Genomic DNA, 25,486 nt, shown 5'->3' on the forward strand with positions numbered 1-25,486 from the left:
GCGTGGCTTGCGCTCAAGCCGGTGCGTGCGGATCGACCGTGTACGGGAACCGCTCGCCCAGGTGCGCGGGCTGCGCTTCCACGCGCGCCATCCATGCGCGCAGATGCGCGTAAGGCTGTAGCTCGAATCCCGCATCGCCTGCCAGCCTGGTATACGCAAAGAGCGAGATATCGGCGATGGTGTAGCGCTCGCCCGCGATGAAGGGACGGGCGGCCAGCTCTGCATCGAGGATGGCCAGTGCGCGCAGCCCCGCTTCGCGCTTCAATGCCACCAGGGCCGGCCCGCGCTGGGCCAGCTGCCCCGTCAGCGTCCAGTAGCGCAGCGAGCCGATCACCGACTCCACCCGCTCCTGCTCGAAGTTGAGCCACTGCAGCACCTTGGCGCGGCCATAGGCGTCGCCTGGCAGATAGGGCGTGCCTTCGGCGAGGTAGGCGAGGATGGCGTTCGACTCGGCCAGGCTGCGGCCGTCGTCCAGTTGCAGCGCCGGCACGGTGCCGGTGGGGTTGATGCGCAGGAACTCGGGCTGGCGGCCTTCGCCTTCGAAGATGCTCACCGGCACGGTGCGATAGGGCAGGTCCAGATGCTGCAGCAGCTGGCGCACTTTCCAGCCGTTCTGCGAGGGCAGGTAGTCGTACAGGGTGAGCATCGGGGCATTCCACGCTTCGGTTGCGCGCAATATGGCGCGAACGCGATGTCCAGCCCCTCCGTTTCTTGCGATGTGTCAGCGCGATGTCAACCGCGGCCCGGTTCGCGCGTCATCCCTCTTTATGCCCATTGAGGGGTGACTGACGGTTGCATCTATGGCCCGGAGCTTTCGCCGCCGCCACGGCTTTCTCTTGCTGCTTTTGCAGCTGACGATTCTCGGCGCGGTCGCGCTGATTGCCAGCGACCTGCATGCCGAGCAGGCGCAGACCGCCAGCTATGCCGGCGCCTGGCGCCTCGACGACCGCAACAGCGACACCCCCGACACCGTGCAGGGCCTGCTGCGCGAAGCGGCGCGCGGCATGGCCGCGCCTGCGGCGGCTTCGTCGAGCGGCGCGCCGGCGCAAGGCGCGCGCAGTGGCGGTGGCCGCCGTGGTGGTGGCATGGGGCGCGGCATGGGCGGTGGAGGTATGGGTGGCGGCGGCATGGGCGGAGGCGGCCATATGGGCGGCGGCCATGGCGGCCATGGCGGCAAGAGCGCTTCCAGCGACGGCAGCAAGGACGACAAGGCCCAGGACTTCCGCGGCGACTACGCGCTGCCGCCCACGCTCGAACAGGACAACGTGCTGCTGGTGCAGCAGGACGCGCAAGCGGTGCAGGTCCGTTTCGCCAACGGCCAGAACATGGACGTACGCCTCGATGGGCAACGCCGCCAATCGCTGTCCGGCAACGCGATGGTCGCCGGCTTCCGCGAAGCCGACGGCCTGCGCGTATCGATCCAGTACGCCGACGGCTCGCAGCTCGAACAACGCTGGCAGCTCGCGCCGGATGGCAAGCAGCTCACCGTGCTGGGCGAGTGGAGGGTGCCGGGGATGGCGCAGGCGGTGAAGTTCAAGCGGAGCTACGTTGGCTTGCCGTAAATCCGCACCAATTGCTTTCGTTCGAGAAGAGCTTGGGCTTCATCCATGACTTGCCTGTGGGAAAAGGCAGGTCGGTGATCTTCCATGCCCTCTATGACTTGTGCTCTGAACCAAGCGTCGTATGCATCTTGGCTGCTGGTGTTCCTGGTCACGTAAATCTCCGCGCTCTTGCAAGAAAGCTTTCCCTTAGGCGGCGTATCGATCCGCCAGCGCGTCGGTAGCCCGCACCAGCACATCCACGATCTCCGTCTCATACGCCGCATGCCCGGCCGTCACCACGTGGAAATCCGCCTCCGGCCATGCTTCGGCCAGGTCGTATGCGTTCTTCACCGGGCAGATCAGGTCGTAGCGGCCATGCACGATGGTCGACGGAATGCGGCGGATCTTGTCCACGTCACGCAGTAATTGCCCCGGCTCCAGGAACGCGCGGTGGCGGAAGTAATGCACTTCGGCGCGCGCCTTGCTGATCGCCGATTCCTGCGTGCCTGCGTCGGCGGGGTCGTACGGGGTGTCGGCCAGCGCGATGCAGCTGCTTTCCCAGGCATCCCAGGCCAGCGCGGCGCTGAGGCGCACCTGCGGGTCGGCGTCGTCCAGGCGGCGCCAGTACGCTTCCACCATGTCGCCGCGTTCGGCTTCGGGGATGTGGGCGAGATAGCGGTTCCATTCCACCGGACGCACGAAGGCCGCGCCGCCGCCCAGCTCGTTGAACCAGCGGATTTCCTCGTCGCGCACCAGCCAGATGCCACGCAGCACGAGGCCCAGCGCGCGTTCCGGATGCGCCTGCGCATAGGCCAGCGCCAGCGTCGAACCCCATGAGCCGCCGAACACCACCCAGCGCTCGATGCCCAGCGCCTCGCGGATGGTTTCGATATCGGCCACCAGATGCCAGGTGGTGTTGTCGCGCAATTCCGCGAACGGCGTGGAGCGGCCGGCGCCGCGCTGGTCGAACAGCACGATGCGGTAGCGCTGCGGATCGAAGAAGCGGCGGTGGTACGGCGACACGCCAGCGCCCGGGCCGCCGTGCAGGAAGATCACCGGCAAGCCGTCGGGGTTGCCGCATTCCTCCACGAACAAGGTGTGCAGGCCGTCCACCGCGATGCGCTGGGTCTGGTACGGCTCGATCTGGGGATACAGCTCGCGCATGCGCTTGGCTCCTTGGCAACCGCGCGAGCATAACCCGCGCGATCGCCAGGCATTCAACCCAGCGTGGCGTTGGCCGCGTTGCGCATCGCCTGCGTGATCGGCCGGTTGGCATGCGAGGTCTGCAGCACCACCAGGGTGGTGGTGCTGATGCTCGGATGGATCTTCAGCAGCCGGTCCAGCACGTTTTCCAGGTGCGGCACCGACATCGCCACCACGCGCAGCAGCGCGGAGTCCTCGCCGGCCAGGCGGCGGCAGTCGAGTACCTCGGGGATGCCGGCGACCAGGGCGCCGACGCGGGCGCAGGTGCCGCCGTCGCAGCGCAGGCGGATCATCGCCTCCATGTCATAGCCGAGCCGGCGCGGATCGACCTGGGCGCGGTAGCCGGTGATCACCCCGGCTTCCTCCAGGCGCTTGACCCGCTCGGCCACGGCCGGCGCGGAGAGCCGCACCTTGCGGCCCAGCTCGGCATAGCCCAGGCGGGCGTCCTGCTGCAGGGCTTCCAGGATCTGCCAGTCCTTGGTGTCCCAGGTGGGTTTCGATTCGAAGGTAAGAGCGTTCATGGAATGGTTCGATCGTTGGCGAAACATGCCCATCCTACGCCGATTCATCATTCCGGGGCGGCCGGCGCCGATCTACGATTTCCCCCTGTTTCCGCCCCAGGAACCATCCCCATGAACACCCCGGAACGCCTCGACGGGCGCGCCCTGGCCTATATCGGCATCGCCCTGCTTACCTGGTCCTCGGCCTATGCCGCGATCGCCCACGCGCTGGGTTCGTTCACCCCGGGCGAGGTGGCTTTCGCGCGCTTGGGCATCGGCGCGCTGTGCTTCGCCGCCCTGCTGCTGTTCAAGCGCGTGCCGCTGCCGGCGCGCAAGGACTGGCCGCAGCTGGCGGTGCTCGGCGTGCTGGGCCTGACCGCCTACCACTTCTGCCTCAACACCGCCGAAACCCGCGTCGCCAGCGGCACGGCGGCGATCATCATCTCGCTGATCCCGGCCGCCACCGCGGCGTTGTCCGCGGTATGGCTGCGCGAGCGGCTGTCGGCGCGCACGCTCACCGGCTTAGGGATAGCCCTGGTCGGCGTGGTGGTAGTGGTACTGGCCAGCGGCAAGGGCGTGAAGTTCGAGCCGATGGCGGCGCTGGTGCTGGTCAGCGTGGTCTGTTCGGCGGTGCTGTTCGTGGGCCAGAAGCCGCTGTTCGCGCGCAACAGCATGCTGGGCGTCACCGGCTTTACCTTCTTCGCCGGCGCGCTGGCCGCGCTGCCGCTGGGCCTGGGCCTGCCGCACGCGCTGGCGCATGCGCCAATGGCGCATATCGGCTCGCTGCTGTGGCTGGGCATCGCGCCCACCTTCATCGGCTATATCGCGTGGAACGCGGCGCTGCAGCGTGCTTCCGCTTCGCAGGTGAGCAGCTTCATCTACTTCTCGCCGCCGATCGCGGTGCTGATCGGCTGGGTCTGGCTGGGCGAGCGCCCGGCGCTGCTCACCGTGGTAGGCGGTGCGATCACCGTCGGCGGCGTGATCCTGGCCAATGCGCGCAAGCGCCCGGCGGCGCCGGCGTCCACCGCGTCGATGGCGGCCACGCCGGCCAAGCCGTGCTGAGGCGCGCATGACGCTGATCGCCCTGGCCGAGGCCGCCGGCCAGCTGCCGCAGGCATGGAAGTCGCACGTGCTGGCGCGTTTCGGCGGCGCCCGTCTGAAAGTGGTGCGGATGGATGCGTCGGCGTATCCGGACGAGTGCCACGACTACCCGGAAGGCCTGCTGGTACTCGACGGGCAGATGCTGCTGGAGATCGGCGGCGCCGTGGTGCGCGTCGGCGCCGGCGAGCTGTACGTGGTGCCGGCGGGCGTGCCGCATGCGGTGGCGGCGGGGAGCCATGGCACCTTGGTGATCATCGATAGCTGAGTTGGCGGCCGATGATCGGACCGATCTGACTCAGGGCCCATAGGCCATCCGGCGGCTGTCCATCGGCGTCACGACCACATCCACGCGGTAGCGCAAGCGCCAGGGCGTCCACGGATTCGCGCAATGCCTCGGCTTGAGTTGTTTTTCGCCAGAGGGGAAATCGAACGATTCCGAAAGTACGTGCCGAGAGTTGCTGCGCGGCACGTAGGCGCTTTCCGACCCTTGCGGCTGCCATTCCCCAGCCTTCCGGCTTAGGCTTGGCGCTCAAGTCCACGCCGCATGGGGAGAGGCCGGCATGTACACCCTCTACATCGCCAACAAGAACTACTCGTCCTGGTCGATGCGCCCCTGGCTGCTGCTGCACGAGCTGGGCATTCCTTTCGAGGAGCGGCTAGTGCGCTTCGAAGGCAACCATAACTGGGCGAACTTCCGCCGCTTCGCGCCGAACGGCAAGGTGCCGTGCCTGCACCACGGCGACACGGTGCTGTGGGATTCGATGGGGATCGCCGAATACCTGGCCGAGCGGCATCCGGGCGTGTGGCCGGAGGATCCCGCCGCGCGCGCCTGGGCCCGCTGTGCGGCGGCGGAGATGCATGCCGGTTTCGGCGCGCTGCGCGAGCACGCCTCGATGAGCTGCGGCATCCGCGTGCGGCTGTTCCATCAGCCGGAAGCGTTGAAGGCGGATCTGGCCCGGCTGGATGAGCTATGGACGGAAGGATTGCAGCGTTTCGGCGGGCCGTTCCTTGCCGGTGCGCGCTTCAGCGCCGTCGATGCGTTCTACGCGCCGGTGGCGTACCGCATCCAGACCTACGACCTGCCGGTGTCGGCGGCAACAGCCGCTTATGCGGAACGCCTGCGCGCCCTGCCTTCCTGCCGCCGCTGGTACGAAGAGGCGTTGCGCGAACCGTGGCGCGATACCGATCACGAGGACCACACCCATCTCGCCGGCGAGTGGCTGGAAGACCTTCGAACCGGTAGTTGATTCGCTTATTTCCTGGTAAGCCCGAGCGAGGCCATGGCCTGCACCGGTGCATCCGGCGAGACGGCGGTGGTCAGGGTGAACAGCAACTCGCTGCTGTCGCCGGGGCGCGACCACGTATAGCTCAGCGTGTGGATCGGACCGGTTGGCGACATCGCGTGTTCGTCCTTGTCCGCGGCGGCGGTAAGTGGCGGCGGGCTTGTGGATACCAGATTCCGGAAGCCCTTTTCCACGGCCACGTCATCCGCGTGCTGCGCGAACACTGCACAGATGCCGTCATCACGCAGCGACACCACGAAACGGCCCTGGCCCGGCCCGCGCTGCGGCCAGGCCTTGCCAGGCATACCGCCGAGGAAGAAACCCGCGGTGGAGGCGGGCAGTTCCGGCGTCTTGGCCGCCTCGAATTCCGCCTTCAGCGTGTCGGGCTTGCTGTAGTGCTTCATGCACGTTTCCGCGTAGAGCTTGACGAAAAAAGCCGCCGCATCGCCGTCCTGGGCGAGCGCGGGCGCGGTAACGAGCAGCAGGGCGAAACCGATCGACAGGATACGCATGGCGGTCCGGGGTGGTTGGCGCGTGCGCGCATTCTGCCGCAAGCGCGTGACGGAAGCGTCAGGCGGGCTGGGTGGTTGTCTGCGCCGCGCGGCGTGCCTGCCAGCGTGCCAAGGCCACCAGCGCCAACGCCACGGCGATGAAGAACAGCAGCACCAGCAGCGCATTCATCACCACCTGCGCATAGCCCAGGCTGGTGACGTCCAGGAAGGGATAGGGATACCAGCCGTTCACCGCGCCGCGTGCCAGCGCATAGGCGAAATAGGCGACCGGATAACCCTGCCAGGCGATGATCTGCCGCCAGGCCAGCGAGGCCTTCGGCACCGCGAACCACCAATACGCAAGGAAGGCCAGCGGCATGGCGTCGTGCAGCGTGGCGTCGGCGAACAGCTGCCAGCCCTGCGGATGCCACAGCTGCCGCAGCATCACGTTATAGACCGCGCTGACCACCACGATGCTCATCGCCACCGCCGTGCAGGTGCCGGGGCGATGGAAGAAGCGGGTGAACGCTCCGCGCGGTCCGAGCGCGCCGGCGGTGAAGGCCAGCGCCACCAGGATATTGGTCAGGATCGTGTAGAAGCCGAAGAAGATCCACGTGCCGGCCAGCGCCCCTTGTCCGTTCGCCATGGTCAACTGGATCGACAACAGCCACTGCAGGATCAGCGCGAACCACCCCAGCGCGGCGGCCGCGGCGGCGAACAGGCGAAAGCGTGTGGACATGCCGGCTCCGGAAGCGATCAGGCGCCGGCCACCGCCTGTTGGCGCAGTGCGCGGCGCCGGCCGGCGGCAGCATACAGCCGCACCATGACAGGAATGCCCAGCAGCAGGAAATTGTTCCAGCCCGGCGCGTACCACGCGGCGATCAGCGACAGGGCGGCGGTCGTCGGCAGGCCCCAGGAGCGCCAGCGCGCGGCTTCGACTTCCGCGGTGGGCACGTCGGTGCGCACGTGCGGCGAGCGCAGCGCCATGTTGAAGAGGCGACGCTGCAACAGGCCAGCCGCCAGCAAGGTGCCCGAATAAATCAGCTCCGGCACGCGCGCCCGCGGATTGGAACTCATCAAGGCGGTGGCAAAGGGCATGAAGGCCACCGTCATCAGCAACAGCAGGTTCGGCCACATGATCTTCGGGCTGTAGTCGTGCAGCAATCCGAATACGCGGTGATGCGCCATCCACAACAGGCCGATCACCAGGAAGCTCAGCATGAAACCCAGCAGGCTCCCGCGCAGCTCGCCCAGCGCCTGCCAGTACGACGCATCGTCGATGGCGCCGACGTGCGGCACGTGCACCTCGATGATCAGCAGGGTGATGGCGATGGCGAAGACGGCGTCGGAAAAGAAAGTGAGGCGTTCGAGTTGCGAGGCGTTGTTGCTCATGCGGTGCGGCTCCCCTGGATCGGGCGGGATGCTGCGGGAGAGCGGGGGCGTTGTCTAGCGAAGCGGGCCTTCGGGCAGCCACGGCTCAGACGTGTACGAGCCGGTGCGATCTATCTCAATGAATTTAATCGATATTTGGGAGTGTTCGTGATTCCTTGCCGTGCCCGGCCGCCCTAAGATGGGAACCGAGGGATTCATGCAGGATAAGCTTGATAAGGAGAATAAGATGGGGCACCATGCTTATGCGGCCGTGTACCCCATGGCTGGAAGGAGACGCGACATGAGCATCCATGGCCACGTGGCGATCATGGAAATTCCGGCCGATGGCGACGTTCGTTTCGGCAGCCGGCCGCTGGCATCCTTCATCCGCTCCGCGGGAGCCGCGTCGCCAGGCCTCGGCAGGCCGGACTCCAAAGGCGTGCTCCGGGTGTTCCGTCCCGACAGCGATGCCGACTGGTTGAGCAGGACCGAGATCGCCGAGCTGGAGAAGCTGGCCAGAAAGCTGCTGGAGGCCACCCGCCGCATGGACGCGTTCGATCAGCCGGCAGCCGCCGGCAAGTCGCCCAGGCTTCGCCAGGACAGGAGCCCGCAGGCAGTCCGCTACTTCGAACTGTTCGCCGACCAGGCCGTGCAGGAAGTGCGCGCCACCGAGCTTGCGGAGCGGGCAAGCCGCATGCTGAAGCGTGCGGATCAGGCCGGCTCGTCGTCCGGCGTGCTGTTCGAGATCGAACAGTACGATCCCAGCGCCACGCTGCGTTCGCTGTTCGAAGGTTTCAGCCGGAGCTTCCGTGCCGCGACAGCCATCGAAGCCGAAACCAGCCCTGTCGCGATCAGCGCACCGGCGCGGACACCCGTCCAGGCTTCGGCCGCGCTGCGCGACCAGCTGCTCGGCCTGGGCTGGCCGACCTCGGCGGAGGTCGGCGAAAGCCATGGCAGCAAGGCCGGCAACAAGGGCCAGTGGGCGAAGGACCGCCGCGACCGCGGCGAGCTGTTCGGCGTCTGGTCCGCCAACGAGCGCACGTTCCGCCATCCGACGTTCCAGTTCGACGAGACCGGGGCGATCCGGCCCTTCGTCAAGGAGCTGCTGGCCGCCTTGTCGGCGAATCCGGACTTCACCCCCGAAGCGGACAAGGGCGGCTGGCGCCGCGCCTTCTGGCTGCATGGCCCGACGCTGGCTCTCGCCGGCGCGAACGGCGCGGCGCGTGCGCCCGCGGACGTCTTCGCCACCGAGCCCGCCGCAGTGATCGAGGCCGCTCGCGCCATGACGGGGGCGGACACGCATGACGCATGGTGAGGACGCACTGCTCGAGCGGATCGCTTTCGACACGATGCCCGCGACGATCTACGCACGCGTGCATCCGGCGCGGCTGCAGGACGGCAGTCCGGTCGATCCGCTGAGCGCGAATCCGCGCTCCACCGCGCGCATGGCCATTCAACCGGCGCTGGTGGCCAGGGCCCCGGCGCTAGGCATGTTCTACGCGGCAACCACGTCGGCGGGTGCGCTGTTCGAGGCGCTGCTGCGCCATGCCGCCATCTATCCGAAGCGCCAGGTCTATCTTCCTCGGCACAAATTACGGGGGCAGTGCCTTGCGCTGGTGGAGCTGCGCCGTCCACTGGACATCATTCCCTTGGGGCTGCCGGATCGGCGCATCGTGGTGCCGGACCCGGATTCGTGGCGCGAGGCGCGCTGGCGCGAGCTGATCAGTACCGCCGACCATCGCGATACCCACGCGGCGGCGCTGGCCGTCTACGAGCAGGTGCGAGCGGCGGGCTTCGAGCATGGCGGGCTGAGCTGGCCGTCGATCCAGGCGCCGCATGCCGTGGTCTATCTGCTTTACGAGCCGCCGTTTCAGCGCGAGGACTGGTCGCTGATCCAGGTCATCGCACTCGATACGCCGCAAGGCGAGGCTTTCATTGCCGATGCGCTGGCCCATGCGGGATACGCGTGGCTGGCCGATCCGGCCGGCGGCGACTACGAACCGGAGCCCGGTGCGATCTGAACAGGCACGCACCAACCGGCGTCCTGACGCCTGTCATATCTTCCCGATGACGCCGGCGATTGGGGCGCGCCCCGCCGGCATGATGAGATACGCAGCATCACCGATGCGGCGGCCCTGCCCGAAGCGAATGCTCCGCGTAAGTCGCAGGCTTTCTGTTGTGGGCCGCCATGGCGCATGGTGAAACTGGACCTCTCCACCCAGTGGCAGCGCCATCGCTGCCAAGGCCGCAGAGCCAAGGGGAACATCTGCAGATCAACCGTCACTGCGCGAGCCACGCCGGCTTCGCGCAGCCGATGGCAGCCATCGTTCGATCGACAATCACCAGGAAGGGGAAGGCGGCATGGGCTTTTGGGGCGCGATGATCATGAGTTTCTGGGGCACGGTGTTCGCCGTCGCCGGCATCGTCCAGCTCGACAGCGCGCGCAGTCCGTACCTGGCGATACCGGTAGCGGTGTTCGCGGTGTATGCGCGCAGCGTGCATCGGGCCATTTCCAGGGAAGGGCAGATCCGCAAGCTCACGCAGCGTGCCGAGAAGGTGGTGCAGTGGGCCACGATCGGCGAGGGCGTCGGCATCCTGATCGCGATCAACGTGGCCAATAACCTCGGTCATCCGGAACTGAAGCTCGCGGCGATTGCGCTGGTCGCCGGCCTGCACTTCCTGCCGATGGCGTATGGCATTCCGTTCCGGCAGTTCTACGTGCTCGGCGCAGCGCTGGTGTTCACCTCGATCCTGGGCATGTGCATGCCGCAGCCGATGGGCAATGCGTTTGCGGTGTTCATGGCTTGCGTGGGGCTGTGGATCGCGGCGCTGTTTGCGATGCGGCGCGAGCTGCGCGGCGCCTTGCCCGCACCGGCGAATCCGTAAGGGCTTTTGGTCCCGGGCTGGCTGTCGTCGATGTGAATCCGTTCGCGCTCGCCGCCGTTGCAAGACACGGCGGCGCGTTTTATGGTCACCGGCGGCCGCCCTTCCTTTGTGACAGAAGCCATGCGATGAGAGTCGTCGCCGCAAGTTATCGCCGCTCCCCATGAGCTACGCATCCATCGATTTCGTCAGTGTGCTTGCGGATTCCGTTACCGGCGCGCAATCGCTGGAGGAACTGGTCCGTCCGCTGCTGGAACTGCTGCAGGCGGTGACCGGCCTGGAATCCACCTACCTCACGCGGATCGACACCACGGCGGGCGTGCAGCACGTGGTGTACGCGCGCAATACCTTGCGCCTGCAGATTCCGGAGGGCCTGGAAGTGCCCTGGGAAGGCACCCTGTGCAAGCGCGCGCTGGAGGAAGGCCGGCTTTACACCGACGACGTGGCCAACTGCTGGGCCGACTCCGAAGCCGCGATGGCGCTGGGCATCGCCACCTACACCAGCACGCCGGTGCGCATCGAGGACGGCACGCTGTACGGCACGCTCTGCGCCGCCAGCGGCGAGCGCAAGCCGCTGGCCGACGGCGCGGAAAAGATTCTCTACATGTTCTCGCGCCTGATCGGCCAGCAGATCGAGCGCGAGCGGCTGGTGCACGCCTTGCGCCAGGCCAACGATTCGCTGGCGGTCAGCGCCCTGACCGATACCACCACCCATCTGCCTAACCGCCGCGCGCTGATGGAAGAGATGCGGCGCCGGCTGGCCGCGCTGGGACGCGAGGGCGGCGCGCTGGCGGTGGCCTTCGTCGACCTCGACAAGTTCAAGGCGATCAACGACCACTACGGCCACGAGGTCGGCGACCAGTTCCTCGCCGCGATCGGCGGGCGCCTGCAGAGCGCCCTGCGCGCCGGGGATTTCGTGGCGCGCCTGGGCGGCGACGAATTCGTGGTGCTGTCGCACACGCCGCATGAGAGCGATGCCGAGGTCGCCGCGATGGCGATGCGTGCGCGCCTGCAGCTCGCCACGTCGGGGCACTTCGGACTGGCCGGTGCGGCGATCGACTATGCCGGCCCCAGCATCGGCATGATCGTCGCCACGCGCGATGCGCACGATGCCGAAGCCCTGATCGCGCAGGCCGATGCGGCCATGTATGCGGACAAGCGCCAGCGCAAGCGCATGGCGGCCGGCATCGCCTGACCGCGCGCGGGGGGCTTACAGCTTGTAGGCCTTGTGGATCGCCACGATCCCGTTGGTGAGGTTGCGCACCTCGACCTTGCCGAAACCGGCGCGCTCCATCATGCCCTTGAGCGTCTGCTGGTCCGGATGCTTGCGGATGGATTCGGCCAGGTATTGGTAGCTGTCGGCGTCGCCCGCAAACAGCTGGCCCAGCTTCGGCAGCACCTTGAACGAGTGGAAGTCGTACAGCTTGCCGAACAGCTCGCTCTGCACCTTGGAGAATTCCAGCACCAGCGCACGGCCGCCGGGCTTGAGCACGCGGCAGATGTCGGCCAGGGCCTTGTCCTTGTCGGTGACGTTGCGCAGGCCGAAGGCCATGGTCACCGCATCGAAGCTGTTGTCCGGGAACGGCAGGCATTCGGCGTTGAGCTGGGCCCAGCGCAGGCCGCCGACCAGGCCGCGGTCGGTGAGGCGGTCGCGGCCGACCGTAAGCATGGCGGCGTTGATGTCGCCCACCACCACCTCGCCCTCGGCGCCGACCACCGGCTTGAGCAGCGCGGCGATGTCGCCGGTGCCGCCGGCCAGGTCCAGCACGCGGTCGCCCTTGCGCACGCCGCTGATGGCCACGAAATGGCGCTTCCACAGGCGGTGCACGCCGAACGACATCAGGTCGTTCATCAGGTCGTAGCTGCCGGCCACCGAGGTGAAGACGCGGCCGACAAGCTTCTGCTTGTCGCCGACCGGGACGTCGCGGAAACCGAAATGGGTGGTCTTGGGCTGCTGTTCGCTCATGGGCATATGCTACAGGATGGCCTGTTCCGGCGCCCCGGCCGGAGTCTCAGGGCTCGAAAGCCTTGCCGTCCATCTTGTAGATCACCCCGTCCTTCATCACGAAGCTCACCTGCTGCATGGCCTTGATGTCGTCCAGCGGATTGCCGGGCACCGCGATCACGTCCGCATGGCGGCCCGGGGCGATCTGGCCCAGTTCGTCCGACTTGTGCAGCAGCTCGGCTGCGTGCGTGGTGGCCGCCTGCAGCGCGGCCACGGGCGGAATGCCGGCCTCCACCATGTACTGGAATTCGCGCGCGTTCTGGCCGTGCGGATAGACCGCGGCATCGGTGCCGAAGGCGATCTTCACCCCGGCCTTGTACGCCTTGCCCGCGGTGGCCTGGATGATCGGCCCGACCTGCTTCGCCTTGGCCGCCACCTGGGGCGGGTAGTAGCCGGGCTTTCCAGCCATCTGCTGCACGTACTTGCCGGCGGTGATGGTGGGCACGTACCAGGTGCCGTGCTGCTTCATCAGCTGCATGTCCTCGTCGTTCATGAAGGTGCCGTGCTCGATCGAGTCGACGCCGGCCAGCACCGCGCGGCGGATCGCCTCGGCGCCGTGCGCGTGTGCGGCGACGGTGTAGCCATAGTCGTGCGCGGCGGTGACCACGGCCTTGATCTCCTCGATGGTCATCTGCGCGTTGTCCACGCTGGCGCTCTCGTCCAGCACGCCGCCGGAGGGCATGATCTTCAGCAGGTCCACGCCGTCCTTGTAATGCTGGCGCACGGCTTTGACGGCGTCTTCCGGGCTGTTGACGATGCCGTCCTTGATGCCCGGGTCGCCGGCCAGGTCCATGCGGTAGCCGTCGGTGGGGTCGGCATGGCCGCCGGTGGAGCCGATCGGCTTGCCGGCGGTGAAGATGCGCGGGCCCACCACCACGCCGGCGTTGATGGCATTGCGCAGCGCGATCGATTCGTTCTGGCCGTCGCCCAGGTTGCGCACCGTGGTGAAGCCGGCCAGCAGAGTGCGCCGCGCATAGACGGTGGAGCGCACGGCGTAGTCGGCGACGTTCCAGCGGAACTGATCGGTGAAGCCGGTGGGGCTGGTCTCGGAGGTGAGGTGGGTGTGCGAGTCGATCAGGCCGGGCAGGCAGGTGCTGTCGCCGGTATCGACGTAGGCGAAGCGCCGGCCCGCGGCGGCCTGGCGATACGGCTCGGGGTCGACCGCGCCGCTGCGGATTTCCTTGACGCGGCCGTCCTCAACGATCAGCGTGGACTGGCCGAGCATCTTGCCCGCCGCCGGATCGAACAGCCGCGCGCAGCGCAGCACGCTGAGGTCGTGCCCGCCGGCTGGCGGAGCTTCCTGCGCCCGCACGGTCAGCGGAAGCATGGCGACGGCGGCGACTGCGAAGGCGAGACGGGCGTGCATGGCGACCTCCTTGGCGGAAGCCGCATCCTAGGCGGACCGGAGGCCCGCCGCCATCCGCTTATGGCTGCGGCTTGTGGTGCTCGTGCCGTTCCGTGTCGACGTGGCGCTCGTGCAGGGTTTCGCTGGTGGTCGGCTCGTCGGCTGCGGGCGGCCCGGCGGCCGGCGGTTCGGCCATCTGTACGGCTTCTTCGGCCAGGGGCGCGGGACGCTGCTCGTCCTTCTCGCTGTCGCCGCCGGGCGTCATCTTGAGAATGGAATGGCGCACTTCGCGCGCAAGGATCACGCGCGCATCGCGCACCATCACTTCCAGCGCGGTGTCGTAATCGAGCTTGCCGCCTTCGTCGGTCCAGATGATGCGGCTCTCGCGCAGCTTCTGGATAAAGCCGCGGAACAGCGCCTTGTCGAAGAACTCCGGCGCGGACAGCTCGTTGAGCAGGGCCAGGCGCTGCGCGGTGAGCGTGCAGGCGTTCTCCAGCTCCGCTGGCGTCAGTACGTGCGAGCCGTTCTTCACCAGCGCGGCGATGGTGATGTAGTAGCGCTCGAAGGCCTGGATCAGGCTGCGCGCGATGGCGCGCAATTGGTAGGCGGCATCGTCCTGGCCGGGGCCGCGTTCCAGCACGCGGCCTTCGCTGGTGGCTTCCAGCAGGCCGCGGCGCACGAAGAAGTCGATGGTGGCCTGCACCTGCTGGCCGAAGCCGTCCGCATCCCACGGCAGGAACAGCTCGCCCTGGATGAAGGGATAGATGATGCGGCCCAGGCGCAGCACCGAGGCGCGCGTCATGCGGCGGTTGTTGAGGAAGCAGCAGGCCACCCACGCGGCGGTGGCCATCAGGTGCAGCACGTTGTTGCGGAAGTAGCTGAGCAGCACCGCCTGCTCGCCCTCGGTCATCAGCACGTCGCCGAGCGGATGGCGCACGCGGCTGATCCAGCCCATCTGTTCGCCGTAGGCGATGATGCCGGCCGGGTCCATCGGGGTGAGGGTCATGCGGTCGGAATAGGGCAGCTCTTCCAGCAGCGCCTTCATCAGCTCCAGCTGGGCGAGCAGGTCGTTCTCCGCCATCGCGTGCTTGGGCGTGGCCAGCAGGGCCAGCGCCAGCAGGTTGATCGGATTGACGTCGGCGGCGCGATTGATGTTGACGTGGATCTTCTCGGCCAGGTCGTCGACCAGGCCGTTGAGCCATTCCGGCTTGACGTCCGGATCGCCGCCGGCGGTGCGCCAGTCGGGGCTGGCGGCGTCGAGCAGCGGATTGAGCTCGATCGGTTCGCCGAAGTTGAGCGCGACGTGGCCGTAGCGCTGGCGCAGCACTTTCAGGCCGCGCAGCAGGCCGATCAGCGATTCCTTTTCCTTGGCCTTGCCGGACAGCTCGCCGACGTAGCTCTTGCCTTCCATCAGCTTCTCGTAGCCGATGTACACCGGCTGGAACAGCACCGGGCGGCGCGGCGCGCGCAGGAAGGCGCGCACGGTCATCACCAGCATGCCGGCGCGCGGCGCCAGCAGGCGGCCGGTGCGGGAGCGGCCGCCTTCGATGAAGTATTCGATCGGCACGCCGCGGTCGATCAGCTGCGCCAGGTATTCGTTGAACACCACCGAGTACAGCGCATTGCCCTTGAAGCTGCGGCGCAGGAAGAACGCGCCGCCGCGGCGCAGCAGCGGGCCGATCACCGGCAGGTTGAGGTTCACGCCCGCGGCGATGTGCGGCACCACCACGCCGGCCTGGTGCAGCTGATAGCTCAGCAGCAGGTAGTCGGCATGGCTGCGGTGGCAGGGCACGTACACCACTTCGTGGCCCGGCGCGGCGGCGCGGACCTTGTCGAAGTGATGCATGGCGATGCCGTCGTACAGCTTGTTCCAGAAATTGGAGAGCAGGAACGACACCGAGCGCACCACCGGGTGCGAGTAGTCGGCGGCGACTTCCATCGCCATGTCGTGCGCCTTGCGCCAGGCCTTGGCGGGGCTGATGTTCTCGCGCGCCGCGGTGGCGGCGATGGCGTCGCGGACCGGTTCCGCATTGAGCACGGAGTCGACCACGGTGCGGCGGTGCGAAAGGTCGGGTCCGATCACGGCCGCGCGGATGCGCCGGAAATGCGTGCGCAGCACGCGGGCGATCTTGCGCGCGAAACGCTCCGGCTGCTGGATGTCGCCCGCTTCGGTCATCACCGAGCGCAGCGACACGGGCGTGGAGAAGTGCACCACGGTGTCGCGGCCGTTGAGCAGCAGCGCGATCAGGCGGCGGAAGCGGCCGACCATCACCCAGTTCTCGGAGAACAGCACGCTGAACCAGCCGGACTCGCGGTTCGGGGCGCGGCCCACATAGATGGATACCGGCACGATCTGGATGTCGCGCTCCGGGTCGGCCTCCAGCGTACGCACCAGCTGGCTCAGCGTTTCGGTGGGCGCACGGTGGCGGTTGCGGCCGAACAGCCAGCCGTCACGGCGCACCAGCGCGAACATCGAGCGGCGGCGGCGCGTGCCCTGCAGCGGCTGCATGGGGCTGGGCAGGCCGGCTTCGCGGCAGGCGCGTTCCAGGATCAGCGCGTCGGAGAAACCATCGCGTTCCACCACGTAGCACACCGGCAGGCCGGGCTTGAGCAGGGTCGCGGGTTCGGCCGGGTCGCGCCGCAGGCGCAACCAGGGTTCGAGCAATTGCCCGGCCAGGTTGAACCACCAGGGCGCACGGCTGCGGGCGGGAAGTTCCGCGGTCGACATGTTCAGCATCCGCGCATTGTACCGGGTGAACCCGCCCGTTCCGGTAGGCGGGGTTTGGGGCAACGAGCTCTTAACGCTTGGGCGGTGCGGTCGCCGGCGCGGTGGCCGCATGCGTGCTGGCCGCAGCTGCCGGCATCGGCGCACTCGCCGCGACGGCGGGCGTGCTCAGGCGCTGATGCGCATCGCGCACGTTCTTCAGCAAGTCTTCGCTGTACCAGCGGCCGTCCTGCTGCATCAGGGTGGACTCGGTGCTGAGCGGCTTGCCCAGCAACACGTAGTCGATCTTCACCCGCGCATAGCCGTAGGCGTTTTCCAGCGTGGTCACCTTCACCGAATCCAGCGCCTGGTCCAGCGACAGGCCGTAGATGGCCAGCACGTCGCGCAGGCCGAGATAGCCGGTGCTGTACTTCTGCATGGCGGTGTCGAAATCCAGCGCCCGCAGCTGGTCGGCATGTTTGATGTCGAGCTTGCGTGCGGTGGCTACCAGGGTGGCGATCGCCTGCCTGGCCTTGGCCTGGTCGAACCACGACTGCTGCTGTGCCCAGGGCACCACTACGTCGAGCACGTCGTTGGCCTGCTTCTTCTGCACCGCCGTCATGGCGTGGCTTTGATCGATCGCGGTACGCGCGATGCCCTGGCCGATGCCGAGCATCACCGGCAGCTGGTCGCTGTACTGCTGCTGCAGCTGAGCGAGCTTGGGCTTGGCTTCCGCATAGAGCTTGTCCTCGGCGCCGGGCTCGGTGAGCTCCTTCATCTTCGCCTCGAACTGCGCGCGGTCCTCCGCGCTGGGCGGTTCGACGGCGTGCTCGCGCGGCCAGTCGGCGCGCAGGGTGGCGTAGTCGGCCGCGGGCAGGGAGTGCTTCCAGAAACCGACGAAGTCGCCGGCGCGGATCAGCTTCACTTCGTCCTGGATCGCCGCCTCCGGCGTGGCGCCGCCGGTGAGTTCGGCTTCCTTCTGCTTGTCCTTGTCATGGCAGGCCGCCAATGCGGCCACGGCCAGCAGCCCGGGCAGTAGAAGACGGAGCGGACGATGACGCATGGGAGGGATCTCGCGGAGTGGATCGCCGCACCGTCGGTGGGTAGGACCAGGCGGGCAGGACGATGAGCGGCGGAGCGTAAGGGCGCCCGCTTCGGCGAGACAAGGGCAGAGGGTGCCAAATCCGCTGCGCCGTTCACGATCCGTGAACCGCGCAAAAGAAAACCCCGCGGGCGTTGGGCCTCGCGGGGTAATCCGGCAGAGCCGGAAGGGAAATGGCCTTGCCCGCAGAATCTGTGGTCAGCAGCAGGGTCGGCGCGGCGATCTTAACCGCATCCTGAAAGCTAAGGCAACACTTTCGTTAGGTGCGCTAAGTCATTGATTATTCGTGATCGAGAATCTCAGTCCACGCGCAAGGCGTTGACTTTCAAGCGATGCCGCTCTTCGCGCGGGGCGGACCAGTCGTTGTTGAACAGGGCCGGCTCCCAGGAGCCATAGGTGGCGTTCGGCAGCACAAACCAACGCGTGCCGACCCAGTTCAGATACGGCGCCATGGCCTTGCTGCGGCCCTCGGCGTTGTTGGCCAGCACGGTGACAAAATCGCCGATCTGGTCGCCAAATTGCATCAAAACCCGATATTTCTTGCTGATCTGCTGACGCCGGCAGCCCTTTTCGGTGCCGATCTGCTCGCAGTCCTGCACGAAGGTGCCCAGGCCCAGAAAGGCTTCCGGGCCGGACACCGGCAGGCCCGCCTTGCGCAGATTGCCCAGGGTCGCTTCGTCCAGATCCTTGGCGCGGTTGGAGATATAGATCACGGCCACACCATGCTTGGCGGCGAACTGGGTGAACTCCACCACGCCCGGGAGGGCGCGCGCTTTCTGCTCCTTGCACCAGGCGGCCCAGTCGGCCTCGTTGAATTCGCCGCCGCTGCGGATCAGGCGCGCCTGGTAGGGCGAGTTGTCCAGCACGGTTTCGTCGATATCCAGCACCACCGCGGGCTTCTGGTTCTTCAGCGGCGCGGCGCGGTCTTCCTTGCTCAGCGCGTCCCAGCTCCTGTCCTTCAGCGCGGCCGGCAGGCGGGCCTGGGCGTCGCGGTAGGTCTGCAGGTAGATCAGGTCGTGCTCGATCGCGCTTTGCGACCAGGCCACGGCGTTGAGGTTGTCGTCGGCGGCGGGCCTAGCGGCCGCCGCCTGCGTGGCTGGCGCAACAGCGGAGGGCTTGGCGGCATGCTGAGCCGAGCAGCCGGCGAGCAGGGCAAGGGCGGCGCAGGACGCCGTCAGACGAATACGCATGGTTTTCCCTGTAGATAAAGCGAGCGGACAGAATCGCCGCAGTTTACGCCAGGGGAAAGACCCTGCCGGCTTTCCTGAAGCCACGCTCCCACCCCTGCCTTCCCGGGGTGGCGACCGCCATGCGCTGCTGACAGACTGCGGGCTCCCTGGACTGCCCCAAGCCCGCATGGAAACCAGCCTGCCCCAGCCTCGCCAGCCCAGCCTGCCGATCCGCATCACCACCTATGTGCTGGCCGGCGCCGCCCTGCTGCTGGTGCTGTGCCTGCGCCTGCTGCCGGCGCTGTTCGCCGGGTTGCTGGTGTACGAGATCGTGCAATCGAGCGCGCCGCTGCTCGGCAAGCGCATTCCCGGCGACCGCGCGCGCGTGCTGGTGGTGGCGCTGCTGGCGGTGATCGTGGTCGGCCTGTTGATCCTGCTGATCCTCGGCGCGCTGAGCTTCTTCCGCACCGAGCTGGGCAACCCGGAACTGCTGTGGCAGGACCAGCTGATGCCGCTGGTGGAAAAAGCCCGCCAGCAGCTGCCCGCCGCCGTGGTGGGCTGGCTGCCGGACAGCGTGGACGAGCTGCGCGTGATGGCGCTGGAACTCACCCACAAGCACTCGGTAAGCCTGCAGTCGCTGGGCAAGGAAACCGCCCGCGTGCTGGTGCACATCATCATCGGCATGGTGCTGGGCGGCATCGTCGCGCTCAGCCGCACGCGCCCCGCGCACCAGGTCGGCCCGCTGGCCGCCGCGCTCGGCCTGCGCTGCCAGCGCCTGGCCGAGGCCTTCCACAACATCGTGTTCGCGCAGATCAAGATCTCGCTGATCAACACGGTGTTCACCGCGATCTTCCTGCTCGGCGTGATGCCCTTGATGGGCTATCACATCCCGTTGGCCAAGACCCTGGTGGTACTCACCTTCATCGTCGGCCTGCTGCCGGTGATCGGCAACCTGATCTCCAACACCGCCATCACCATCGCCGGCCTGTCGGTATCGCTGGGCGTGGGTGTGGCGGCGCTGGGTTTCCTGATCCTGATCCACAAGCTGGAGTACTTCCTCAACGCGCGCATCGTCGGGACGCAGATCCGTTCGCGTGCGTGGGAATTGCTGGTGGCGATGTTGCTGGTGGAGGCGGCATTCGGGCTGCCGGGGTTGGTGGCGGCGCCGATTTACTATGCGTATCTCAAGAGTGAGTTGGAGGCGGAGCGGTTGATTTAATCGCGCAGTCCCTCGGCCGTTACAACTCCGCTTCCATCAACAGAGAAAGCGGACCGCCCGACGAAGCCGCATAGCCGCTGGACCATTGCGCGCCGCCGGACACCGTGAAAATCAGGCATACCAGCCCCTGATTGATCACGCCCAATGCGGGGTCGCTCGTATTGGAAGCTGCACCCACCCAGCGAATAGGCGATCCGAGATTGCGCATCGACGGCGAGGCACGCATGGCCGTGGGAAGCGGCAGCGGGACGAAGGTGCTGGTGGCGTTGTGCTGCGTGCCTACCCCAATGCCCGTGCCGATCGCTGCGTTGAAGGCATAGCAATAGCGGTTGCACAGCTGCTGTTCGATCGCCTTGGGGCGCACATCGAAGGACGTCGCGGCGCCACCGATCTCCAGCTGTACCTGAGCGAAGTCGAACGTGCCGGATTGCTGGCCCAGCGTATTCGTCCGGCCGTTGTAGTTGCCGCCCGCATCCATCCACAGTGCTATCTGCAGGAAATCGTCACCGTACGGGCCCATGGCGGTATTGACCAGCGCGGGAACGTCGAAGGTCGCGGAGAACCTCTGCCAGTCGCCGGTCACGTTGAAGCTGGTGACTCCGATGGCATTGATGGAAGCCGGCCCGCCGCTGCCGAAATATTGCGTGGCTTCGAGCGCGATCTTCCTGGCGGCATCGGCCTTGGCGTAGAACGACACGGTTACCCGCTTGCCGGCGAGCGAGGCTACGCTTTCGATGCGCTGCGCCAGATAGCAGGCATTGCCTGCTCCGGCGACGGAGCTGACGGCGCAGCGCATGAAGTACGCCGGATTGTCGGGCACCGCGGACTGGCCGATCGCAAACGCCTGCCGCGTGGCATTGATCGTGGTCCCGGTCTGCTGCACCAGGAATCGGTCGGCGCAGTAACCCGTCGACGAGAAACTGGTGCCCCGCTGCCAGATATCGAAGCTGCCGTTGACGATGCGGTTCTTGAAAGTGGCGACGCTGAGCGCGCCGCCGTAAAGCTCGTTGAAGTTGGCTTCGGTCTTCTGCCAGGCAACGCGGTTGGTGTCGCCGTCCTTGCCGTCGGATTGGGTGCCGAGGTTGATGTGCTGCTGTGCCATGAATGGCGATTCCTGTGAGATTGCCCGTGGGCGGCAAGAGGTTGGGATGGCCATGCCACAGGCACGGCAAAGCGGCCCGTTCCGGACGAAGCCGGAAGGCCGCTTGACGGGATGAAAAGCTAGCCGAGAGGGCTAGTTCGCTGCGCGCCGCACCTTTGTATAGAGCACGCGCGTCCACAGCCACTGGAAGCCGAGCATGCCCAGCAGCGGGATCAGGCCAAGAGCGACCAGGATCGCGATGGCGATTACGTCGTCCACGTGGCCGCTGCCGCCGAAGATCAGCAGCGCCACCACGACGCCAACACCGGCCAGCAGCAGATAAGCACACACGAACGCAAGCACGCTCGCGCTCAACAGCCGGCCCACCCGCACCAGCGACAGGTTGCGCGGCAAGCCAAGCCATGCGCCACCGAAGGCGAGCGCGCCGGCCAGCAGTGCGCCGATCCAGGTGCTTATCACGATCACCGGCGAATAGGCGTCGTACGCGTTGACCAACGGATACAGCAGCGCCATGCCCACGACCACCGCCGTCGCCTGCATCCATCCGGCGAGGCCCGCCGCACGCGTGCGCTGGCCCGCCGGCGGCGGCATGGCGATCCTGTCCTTTCGGCAGACCAGCAAGGCCAGCCACCACGACGATGCGATGACCACGACGTCCAGCGCCAGGCCGAAAGCGAAGATGCCGGTCTGCAAGCCATGCCCCATCATCGCCGTGCCGAACAGCATGAACATGCCCTGGTACAGCACCATGATCACGATGTCCCAGCCCAGCAAGCTTCCGGCGAACACAGCCATCAGCAGCAGCGGCCGCTGGAACGCCCATTCCTGACGGCGCTCGCCGTGCCACTGCGCGACCAGGAACGCCAACCCGCCCTGCACCAGCAATCCTTCGCCGATCGTCTTCAGCGTCATCGTCAGATAAGTGAAGATCTGTTCGTTATCCGACGGCGCGCGCAGCATCATCAGGCCGAAGGTGACGCAATGCCACGCCACCACCATCAGCATGGCGGTGACGGCGGCGAGCCAGGGGAGGTTCGAGCGCTGGGCGGGGTGGTTCATGCGACGTCCTTGTGCAGAGCGGCACCGGTGAACGCCATGGCCGCCTCGTGAGGCTGCACACGCTAACGGGAGCGGGCCGGCGGCGCTAGTGCAAGGCGGTGCTTCGCCGCGGTCAGGCCGGCCGGGAGGAGAGCTGCTCGCGCAAGGAGTCGATCAGGGCCTCCTGGCGCTCGAGCTTCGCTGCCAGGCACTGAATCGCCGAAAGCGTGCGCGCAAAGACCGAGTTGTAGTCCACCGCCTGGTATGCCTCCGCCATGCCGATGTCCGAGGCATCGCCCGACGGCGCAACGCTCATACCATCCTTCTCGCCGACCACCGCGTCCGGCATGACCTCCTGCAATTCATGCGCAAGCACGCCGGCAATAAGGCGTTTCGCCGGATCGTTGCGCAATCGATACAGGACGATGCGCGTCGCCATCACCGAAGCCAGTGCCTCGGCTGGATCGAGATCGCGCTCGACGTTCTTCAGCCGATAGTCGGACTGCGTCAGTGTGCCGTTGATGGTCATGTTGCCGTTGGCAGAAATCTGGCAGACGCCATTCAGCGGCCCGTCGTTCGTACCGAAGCCGATGATGAGATTGCCGAAACTGGACCACAGCCCGATGTTGTAGCTTCCGTCCTTCAGTCCGTAGCCGCCTCCGAACGAGCCGCTGGTCGTTACGCCCAGCGTATAGGCTCCGTTGCCGGGCGAGGAAGGAATGCTGCGGGTGATGACGCCGGGATAGGTAACGGTCCAGTAGGTACCGGTGTCGGCGCCAACCTGCAGCGTTCCGCCCGTGGCCGAGAGCTTGCCGGCCACGGCGAGCGCCCCGGCGACAGCGCCACCCGCCTTGGGCAGGGCGGCGTCTGCCGTGCTCTTGGCCGCAGCGGCGGCGGCTTTGGCTGCATCCGCCGTGTCCTGCGCGGTCTTGGCGCGGGTGTCGAGTTCGGAGAAGTTGTTGTTGCACTTGAGGTTGGCGGTGCGGCTGGTGTCGCCGTCCTCGCCCTTCGGCGGTGTGCCGAGATTGATCAATTCGATGGTCATGTCATTTCCATGGTGGTTCGCGAAGCCGCCCGCGCCGTGCGCCGCGAAACGGGCTTGCGGGTTCCGATGAATTCGATTGTGCCTATGCTGCCGCGCTTCGCTTATGCCAAGGCAGCAGCGGCCACGTCACGCAGACGGAAGCTTCTGTTCGAGCGCCGCGATGCGCGCCATCGCCTGTTGCAGCAGTTCGTCGGTGTGCTGCCACGCGGCGATCAGGTAAGGCACGGTGCCGATATAGTTGACGTTCTGCAGCACGGGCTCTTCGCGCTCGACCGGGACCGGAGGCGTATATCCAGCGGGCTCCGTTCCTGGTGCGTACGGCGTCGTATCGCCGACCATGTGCGCGACCTTGCGCACCGCATCCTTGGTGCCTTCGACCAGCAGGGGAAACTGATGCGCGAGTTCGTGGGCGATCATGCCGGCGCGCCTTGGCGCACCCGACGGGTCGCGGTTATCGGTGTACTCGACGGGACGCACGGCCCTGAGGCTCGATGCCGCGGCCGCGCCATCGATATCGGCCACGTCGCGCTTGATTCGGTAGTCGGAATTCTGTGCCAGCGTGCCCGCAAACGTCGCATTGCCCCATTCGTAGAACTGGAAGGCGTTGATCGTCGAGCCCACGTGCAAACTGACTACGGGATGGCTTGAATCGGAGCCGCCTTCGTACATGTCGATTGCGGCGAGATGGCGCACGCCCCAGTGCGTCGCTCGGACCACCATATAGGCCGACGTATTGTTCTGCGCGTCGACCTGCAGTGCCGGTGTCCGATTTTGCGTCCACTCGGCCCACGGGCCGCCGATGCCGCGGTCGACGCCGGTGTTGGATACGCGATAACAGAATTCGTTGGTCACCCCGGTCTTGCCGATGCTGCCGGTGAAGTTAGGATTGGCATTGGGCATGGCTCGGTCGGCCGTGGCTTTGGCGGCATTCGCGGTGCCATTCGCCGTGTCTGCGGCCTGGCCAGCGCTGTCGGCAGAGGCCTGCGCGGAGGTCACTTGCGCGTCCAGAAGGGTGAAGTTGACGTTGCACTTTTCCAGCGCAGTACGGCTGGTGTCGCCGCCCTCGCCTTTGGGCAGGACGCCGAGATTGATCAGTTGGATGGTCATAGGTTTCCGTACAAATGCAGCCCCTGCACGTGGCGTGCGCGGGCTGGGGTCAATGGCCCTTTGCACCGGCTAAGGGCTTCGTCGTCATAAGGTCAGGCCGCCAAAGCCTCAGAATTCGGCGCGGAAAAGAATGGCCTGCAGACGATCGAGTTGCGCCATGGCGCCTGTCGACGGCGTGCCTGTGGCTACCGAACCGACGATGTCGACTTGCACGCGCCGGTTGTCACCGTTGCACGAAGTGATCTGGAGATTGCTCATGGTGTAGATCGCGACCTGGGTCGACTCGACCTCGATGGTACTCGACTGCAGCGAGGCATCCGGAAGCCGCCGCATCGGCACCTCAAAGTCGTTGAAAAGGCGGACGCTGCTGGCCGAACCCCACCGGCCCATGATGAATGCCTTGCTCGTCGTGCAATAACGCTTGCACAACAGCTCCTCCAACGCAAAGGGCCGGTCGTCGAAGTCGGTGGCGATCACGCCCGCTTCGAGCTGCATCATGGCAAAGTCCAGATAACCGGCCGTGGCCCAGGCGCCGAGCGGGGCAAAGTTGGAGCCGTCTCCGTTGTCCTGCTTGTAGAGGTAAAGCGCCAGCGAAACACTGCTGTTGTCGCCGATGGTCTTACCCGCTACCGACGGCAAAGTGCAGGTGAAAGTAAAGCGCTGCCACGTCGTGTTAACCGTAAACACTGTCTGCGCGGCGACTACCGCCGCCGAACCGTTCGTGCCGAAATTCTGTTGCAACATCAAGCCGACGCTGCGCACCGAATCGGACTTCAGCCAGACCGAGAACGTCGCATTGCCGCCGGCGAAGGTCGAAACGTCCTCGATATACTGCAGCGTCCGTATCATCGGCCCGGTACCGCCCTGCGTGCCGAGCGCCGTGGCCTGCAATCGGGCGAAGTATTTCGGGTTGCCGGGCACTGCGGTCTGGCCGGGTGCGAACGCCAGCCGGTTAAGGCTGATGGTCGAACTGCCGCTGCCGTTGGATCCGTTGTAGGCCTGGCCCAGGTAGCGGTCAGGTCCCCAGGCGATGGCGTTGACCGACGATGCAGTGGCGGTGGCACCGGCCTGCCAGACGTCGAGCTTGCCGTTGATGATCTTGTTCTTCATCGACTGCACCGACATGGCACCGCCGTACAAGTCGTTGAAGTTGTACTCGGTCTTTTCCCAGGCCTGGCGGTTGGTGTCGCCGTCCTTGCCATCGGATTGTGCGCCGAGGTTGATGTGCTGTTGTGCCATCGTTGGATTCCATTAAAAAAGCCGCCATGCGGCGGCTT

26 protein-coding genes are annotated in these 25,486 nt (G+C 66.7%); 9 read left to right on the top strand and 17 right to left on the bottom strand.

Annotation, left to right across the window (positions count from 1 at the left end; translation table 11 throughout):
* Positions 1 to 13: 13 nt before the first annotated feature.
* Complete coding sequence (locus FHW84_RS10175) at positions 14 to 646, bottom strand: glutathione S-transferase family protein (RefSeq protein WP_167255056.1); 633 nt, start codon at positions 644 to 646, stop codon at positions 14 to 16.
* A 154-nt stretch (positions 647 to 800) separates the two neighbouring features.
* Here FHW84_RS10175 and FHW84_RS10180 point away from each other — a divergent pair, with 154 nt between their 5' ends.
* Positions 801 to 1,562 (top strand): hypothetical protein, encoded by a 762-nt coding sequence (locus tag FHW84_RS10180; protein ID WP_167255058.1) that lies wholly within the window; start codon positions 801 to 803, stop codon positions 1,560 to 1,562.
* Here FHW84_RS10180 and FHW84_RS23480 read toward each other — a convergent pair.
* From FHW84_RS23480 to FHW84_RS10190, 3 genes are read right to left on the bottom strand one after another with little or no spacing between them, the layout of a single operon-like run.
* Entirely contained in the window at positions 1,544 to 1,825 is a 282-nt protein-coding gene (locus FHW84_RS23480) for a hypothetical protein (RefSeq protein WP_343203588.1), read from the bottom strand. The genes FHW84_RS10180 and FHW84_RS23480 overlap by 19 nt on opposite strands.
* Positions 1,749 to 2,705 carry a prolyl aminopeptidase gene (pip, locus tag FHW84_RS10185; RefSeq protein WP_167255060.1) on the bottom strand — a complete coding sequence of 319 codons (957 nt, stop codon included), beginning with the start codon at positions 2,703 to 2,705 and terminating at the stop codon, positions 1,749 to 1,751. The genes FHW84_RS23480 and pip overlap by 77 nt, the downstream gene beginning before the upstream one ends.
* A gap of 53 nt (positions 2,706 to 2,758) precedes the next feature.
* Positions 2,759 to 3,265, bottom strand: a complete 507-nt coding sequence (locus tag FHW84_RS10190) for an Lrp/AsnC family transcriptional regulator (protein WP_167255062.1) — start codon at positions 3,263 to 3,265, stop codon at positions 2,759 to 2,761.
* Between the two features lie 111 nt (positions 3,266 to 3,376).
* Between FHW84_RS10190 and FHW84_RS10195 the strand changes: the two genes are divergently transcribed.
* The 3 genes from FHW84_RS10195 to FHW84_RS10205 all read left to right on the top strand — a co-directional run bounded on the left by FHW84_RS10195 (position 3,377) and on the right by FHW84_RS10205 (position 5,592).
* Positions 3,377 to 4,306 (top strand): DMT family transporter, encoded by a 930-nt coding sequence (locus FHW84_RS10195; protein ID WP_167255064.1) that lies wholly within the window; start codon positions 3,377 to 3,379, stop codon positions 4,304 to 4,306.
* Positions 4,307 to 4,313: 7 nt separating this feature from the next.
* A complete protein-coding gene (locus FHW84_RS10200) occupies positions 4,314 to 4,610 on the top strand; it encodes a cupin domain-containing protein (RefSeq protein WP_167255066.1) in 297 nt (98 codons plus the stop codon).
* A 295-nt stretch (positions 4,611 to 4,905) separates the two neighbouring features.
* Complete coding sequence (locus FHW84_RS10205) at positions 4,906 to 5,592, top strand: glutathione S-transferase family protein (RefSeq protein ID WP_167255068.1); 687 nt, start codon at positions 4,906 to 4,908, stop codon at positions 5,590 to 5,592.
* Between the two features lie 5 nt (positions 5,593 to 5,597).
* Here the strand turns inward: FHW84_RS10205 and FHW84_RS10210 are convergent, their stop codons facing one another.
* Genes FHW84_RS10210 through FHW84_RS10220 form a run of 3 tightly spaced genes read right to left on the bottom strand, consistent with a single transcriptional unit; the run spans position 5,598 to position 7,511 of the window.
* Entirely contained in the window at positions 5,598 to 6,140 is a 543-nt protein-coding gene (locus tag FHW84_RS10210) for a hypothetical protein (RefSeq protein ID WP_167255070.1), read from the bottom strand.
* A gap of 58 nt (positions 6,141 to 6,198) precedes the next feature.
* Positions 6,199 to 6,858, bottom strand: a complete 660-nt coding sequence (locus FHW84_RS10215) for a Pr6Pr family membrane protein (protein WP_167255072.1) — start codon at positions 6,856 to 6,858, stop codon at positions 6,199 to 6,201.
* Positions 6,859 to 6,875: 17 nt separating this feature from the next.
* On the bottom strand, positions 6,876 to 7,511 hold the full coding sequence (locus tag FHW84_RS10220) for a TMEM175 family protein (RefSeq protein WP_167255074.1): 636 nt from the start codon (positions 7,509 to 7,511) through the stop codon (positions 6,876 to 6,878).
* Positions 7,512 to 7,791: 280 nt separating this feature from the next.
* Here FHW84_RS10220 and FHW84_RS10225 point away from each other — a divergent pair, with 280 nt between their 5' ends.
* The 4 genes from FHW84_RS10225 (at position 7,792) to FHW84_RS10240 (ending at position 11,568) form a co-directional block, all read left to right on the top strand.
* Positions 7,792 to 8,805 carry a hypothetical protein gene (locus FHW84_RS10225; RefSeq protein WP_167255076.1) on the top strand — a complete coding sequence of 338 codons (1,014 nt, stop codon included), beginning with the start codon at positions 7,792 to 7,794 and terminating at the stop codon, positions 8,803 to 8,805.
* On the top strand, positions 8,792 to 9,511 hold the full coding sequence (locus tag FHW84_RS10230; protein ID WP_167255077.1) for an RES domain-containing protein: 720 nt from the start codon (positions 8,792 to 8,794) through the stop codon (positions 9,509 to 9,511). The genes FHW84_RS10225 and FHW84_RS10230 overlap by 14 nt, the downstream gene beginning before the upstream one ends.
* A gap of 340 nt (positions 9,512 to 9,851) precedes the next feature.
* Positions 9,852 to 10,376: a hypothetical protein gene (locus FHW84_RS10235; RefSeq protein WP_167255079.1), complete on the top strand. Its 525-nt coding sequence runs from the start codon at positions 9,852 to 9,854 to the stop codon at positions 10,374 to 10,376.
* 160 nt (positions 10,377 to 10,536) lie between these two features.
* Positions 10,537 to 11,568 (top strand): sensor domain-containing diguanylate cyclase, encoded by a 1,032-nt coding sequence (locus tag FHW84_RS10240; protein WP_167255081.1) that lies wholly within the window; start codon positions 10,537 to 10,539, stop codon positions 11,566 to 11,568.
* Between the two features lie 15 nt (positions 11,569 to 11,583).
* On the opposite strand, the gene ubiE is transcribed toward FHW84_RS10240, so the two are convergent.
* The 5 genes from ubiE to FHW84_RS10265 form a co-directional block, all read right to left on the bottom strand.
* Positions 11,584 to 12,339, bottom strand: a complete 756-nt coding sequence (ubiE, locus tag FHW84_RS10245) for a bifunctional demethylmenaquinone methyltransferase/2-methoxy-6-polyprenyl-1,4-benzoquinol methylase UbiE (RefSeq protein ID WP_167255084.1) — start codon at positions 12,337 to 12,339, stop codon at positions 11,584 to 11,586.
* A gap of 46 nt (positions 12,340 to 12,385) precedes the next feature.
* Positions 12,386 to 13,744, bottom strand: coding sequence for an amidohydrolase family protein (locus FHW84_RS10250; RefSeq protein WP_167255086.1), 1,359 nt, complete (start codon positions 13,742 to 13,744; stop codon positions 12,386 to 12,388).
* 58 nt (positions 13,745 to 13,802) lie between these two features.
* A complete protein-coding gene (gene plsB / locus FHW84_RS10255; RefSeq protein WP_167255088.1) occupies positions 13,803 to 16,460 on the bottom strand; it encodes a glycerol-3-phosphate 1-O-acyltransferase PlsB in 2,658 nt (885 codons plus the stop codon).
* Between the two features lie 61 nt (positions 16,461 to 16,521).
* Positions 16,522 to 17,490, bottom strand: coding sequence for a hypothetical protein (locus FHW84_RS10260; RefSeq protein WP_167255090.1), 969 nt, complete (start codon positions 17,488 to 17,490; stop codon positions 16,522 to 16,524).
* 338 nt (positions 17,491 to 17,828) lie between these two features.
* Positions 17,829 to 18,719 (bottom strand): HAD family acid phosphatase, encoded by an 891-nt coding sequence (locus FHW84_RS10265; protein WP_167255092.1) that lies wholly within the window; start codon positions 18,717 to 18,719, stop codon positions 17,829 to 17,831.
* A 166-nt stretch (positions 18,720 to 18,885) separates the two neighbouring features.
* Between FHW84_RS10265 and FHW84_RS10270 the strand changes: the two genes are divergently transcribed.
* Complete coding sequence (locus FHW84_RS10270) at positions 18,886 to 19,917, top strand: hypothetical protein (RefSeq protein ID WP_167255094.1); 1,032 nt, start codon at positions 18,886 to 18,888, stop codon at positions 19,915 to 19,917.
* Positions 19,918 to 19,936: 19 nt separating this feature from the next.
* On the opposite strand, the gene FHW84_RS10275 is transcribed toward FHW84_RS10270, so the two are convergent.
* From FHW84_RS10275 to FHW84_RS10295, 5 genes are all read right to left on the bottom strand, one after another.
* On the bottom strand, positions 19,937 to 21,073 hold the full coding sequence (locus tag FHW84_RS10275) for a carbohydrate binding domain-containing protein (protein ID WP_167255096.1): 1,137 nt from the start codon (positions 21,071 to 21,073) through the stop codon (positions 19,937 to 19,939).
* A gap of 78 nt (positions 21,074 to 21,151) precedes the next feature.
* A complete protein-coding gene (locus FHW84_RS10280) occupies positions 21,152 to 22,078 on the bottom strand; it encodes a hypothetical protein (protein ID WP_167255098.1) in 927 nt (308 codons plus the stop codon).
* A gap of 112 nt (positions 22,079 to 22,190) precedes the next feature.
* On the bottom strand, positions 22,191 to 23,102 hold the full coding sequence (locus FHW84_RS10285; RefSeq protein WP_167255100.1) for a tail fiber domain-containing protein: 912 nt from the start codon (positions 23,100 to 23,102) through the stop codon (positions 22,191 to 22,193).
* Positions 23,103 to 23,228: 126 nt separating this feature from the next.
* Positions 23,229 to 24,209 (bottom strand): tail fiber domain-containing protein, encoded by a 981-nt coding sequence (locus FHW84_RS10290; RefSeq protein ID WP_167255102.1) that lies wholly within the window; start codon positions 24,207 to 24,209, stop codon positions 23,229 to 23,231.
* A 108-nt stretch (positions 24,210 to 24,317) separates the two neighbouring features.
* A complete protein-coding gene (locus FHW84_RS10295) occupies positions 24,318 to 25,448 on the bottom strand; it encodes a hypothetical protein (RefSeq protein WP_167255104.1) in 1,131 nt (376 codons plus the stop codon).
* Between the last annotated feature and the right edge of the window lie 38 nt (positions 25,449 to 25,486).

The sequence above is a fragment of the Dyella sp. SG562 genome (assembly GCF_011759495.1).
In the GTDB taxonomy this organism is placed as follows: Bacteria; Pseudomonadota; Gammaproteobacteria; order Xanthomonadales; family Rhodanobacteraceae; genus Dyella_D; species Dyella_D marensis.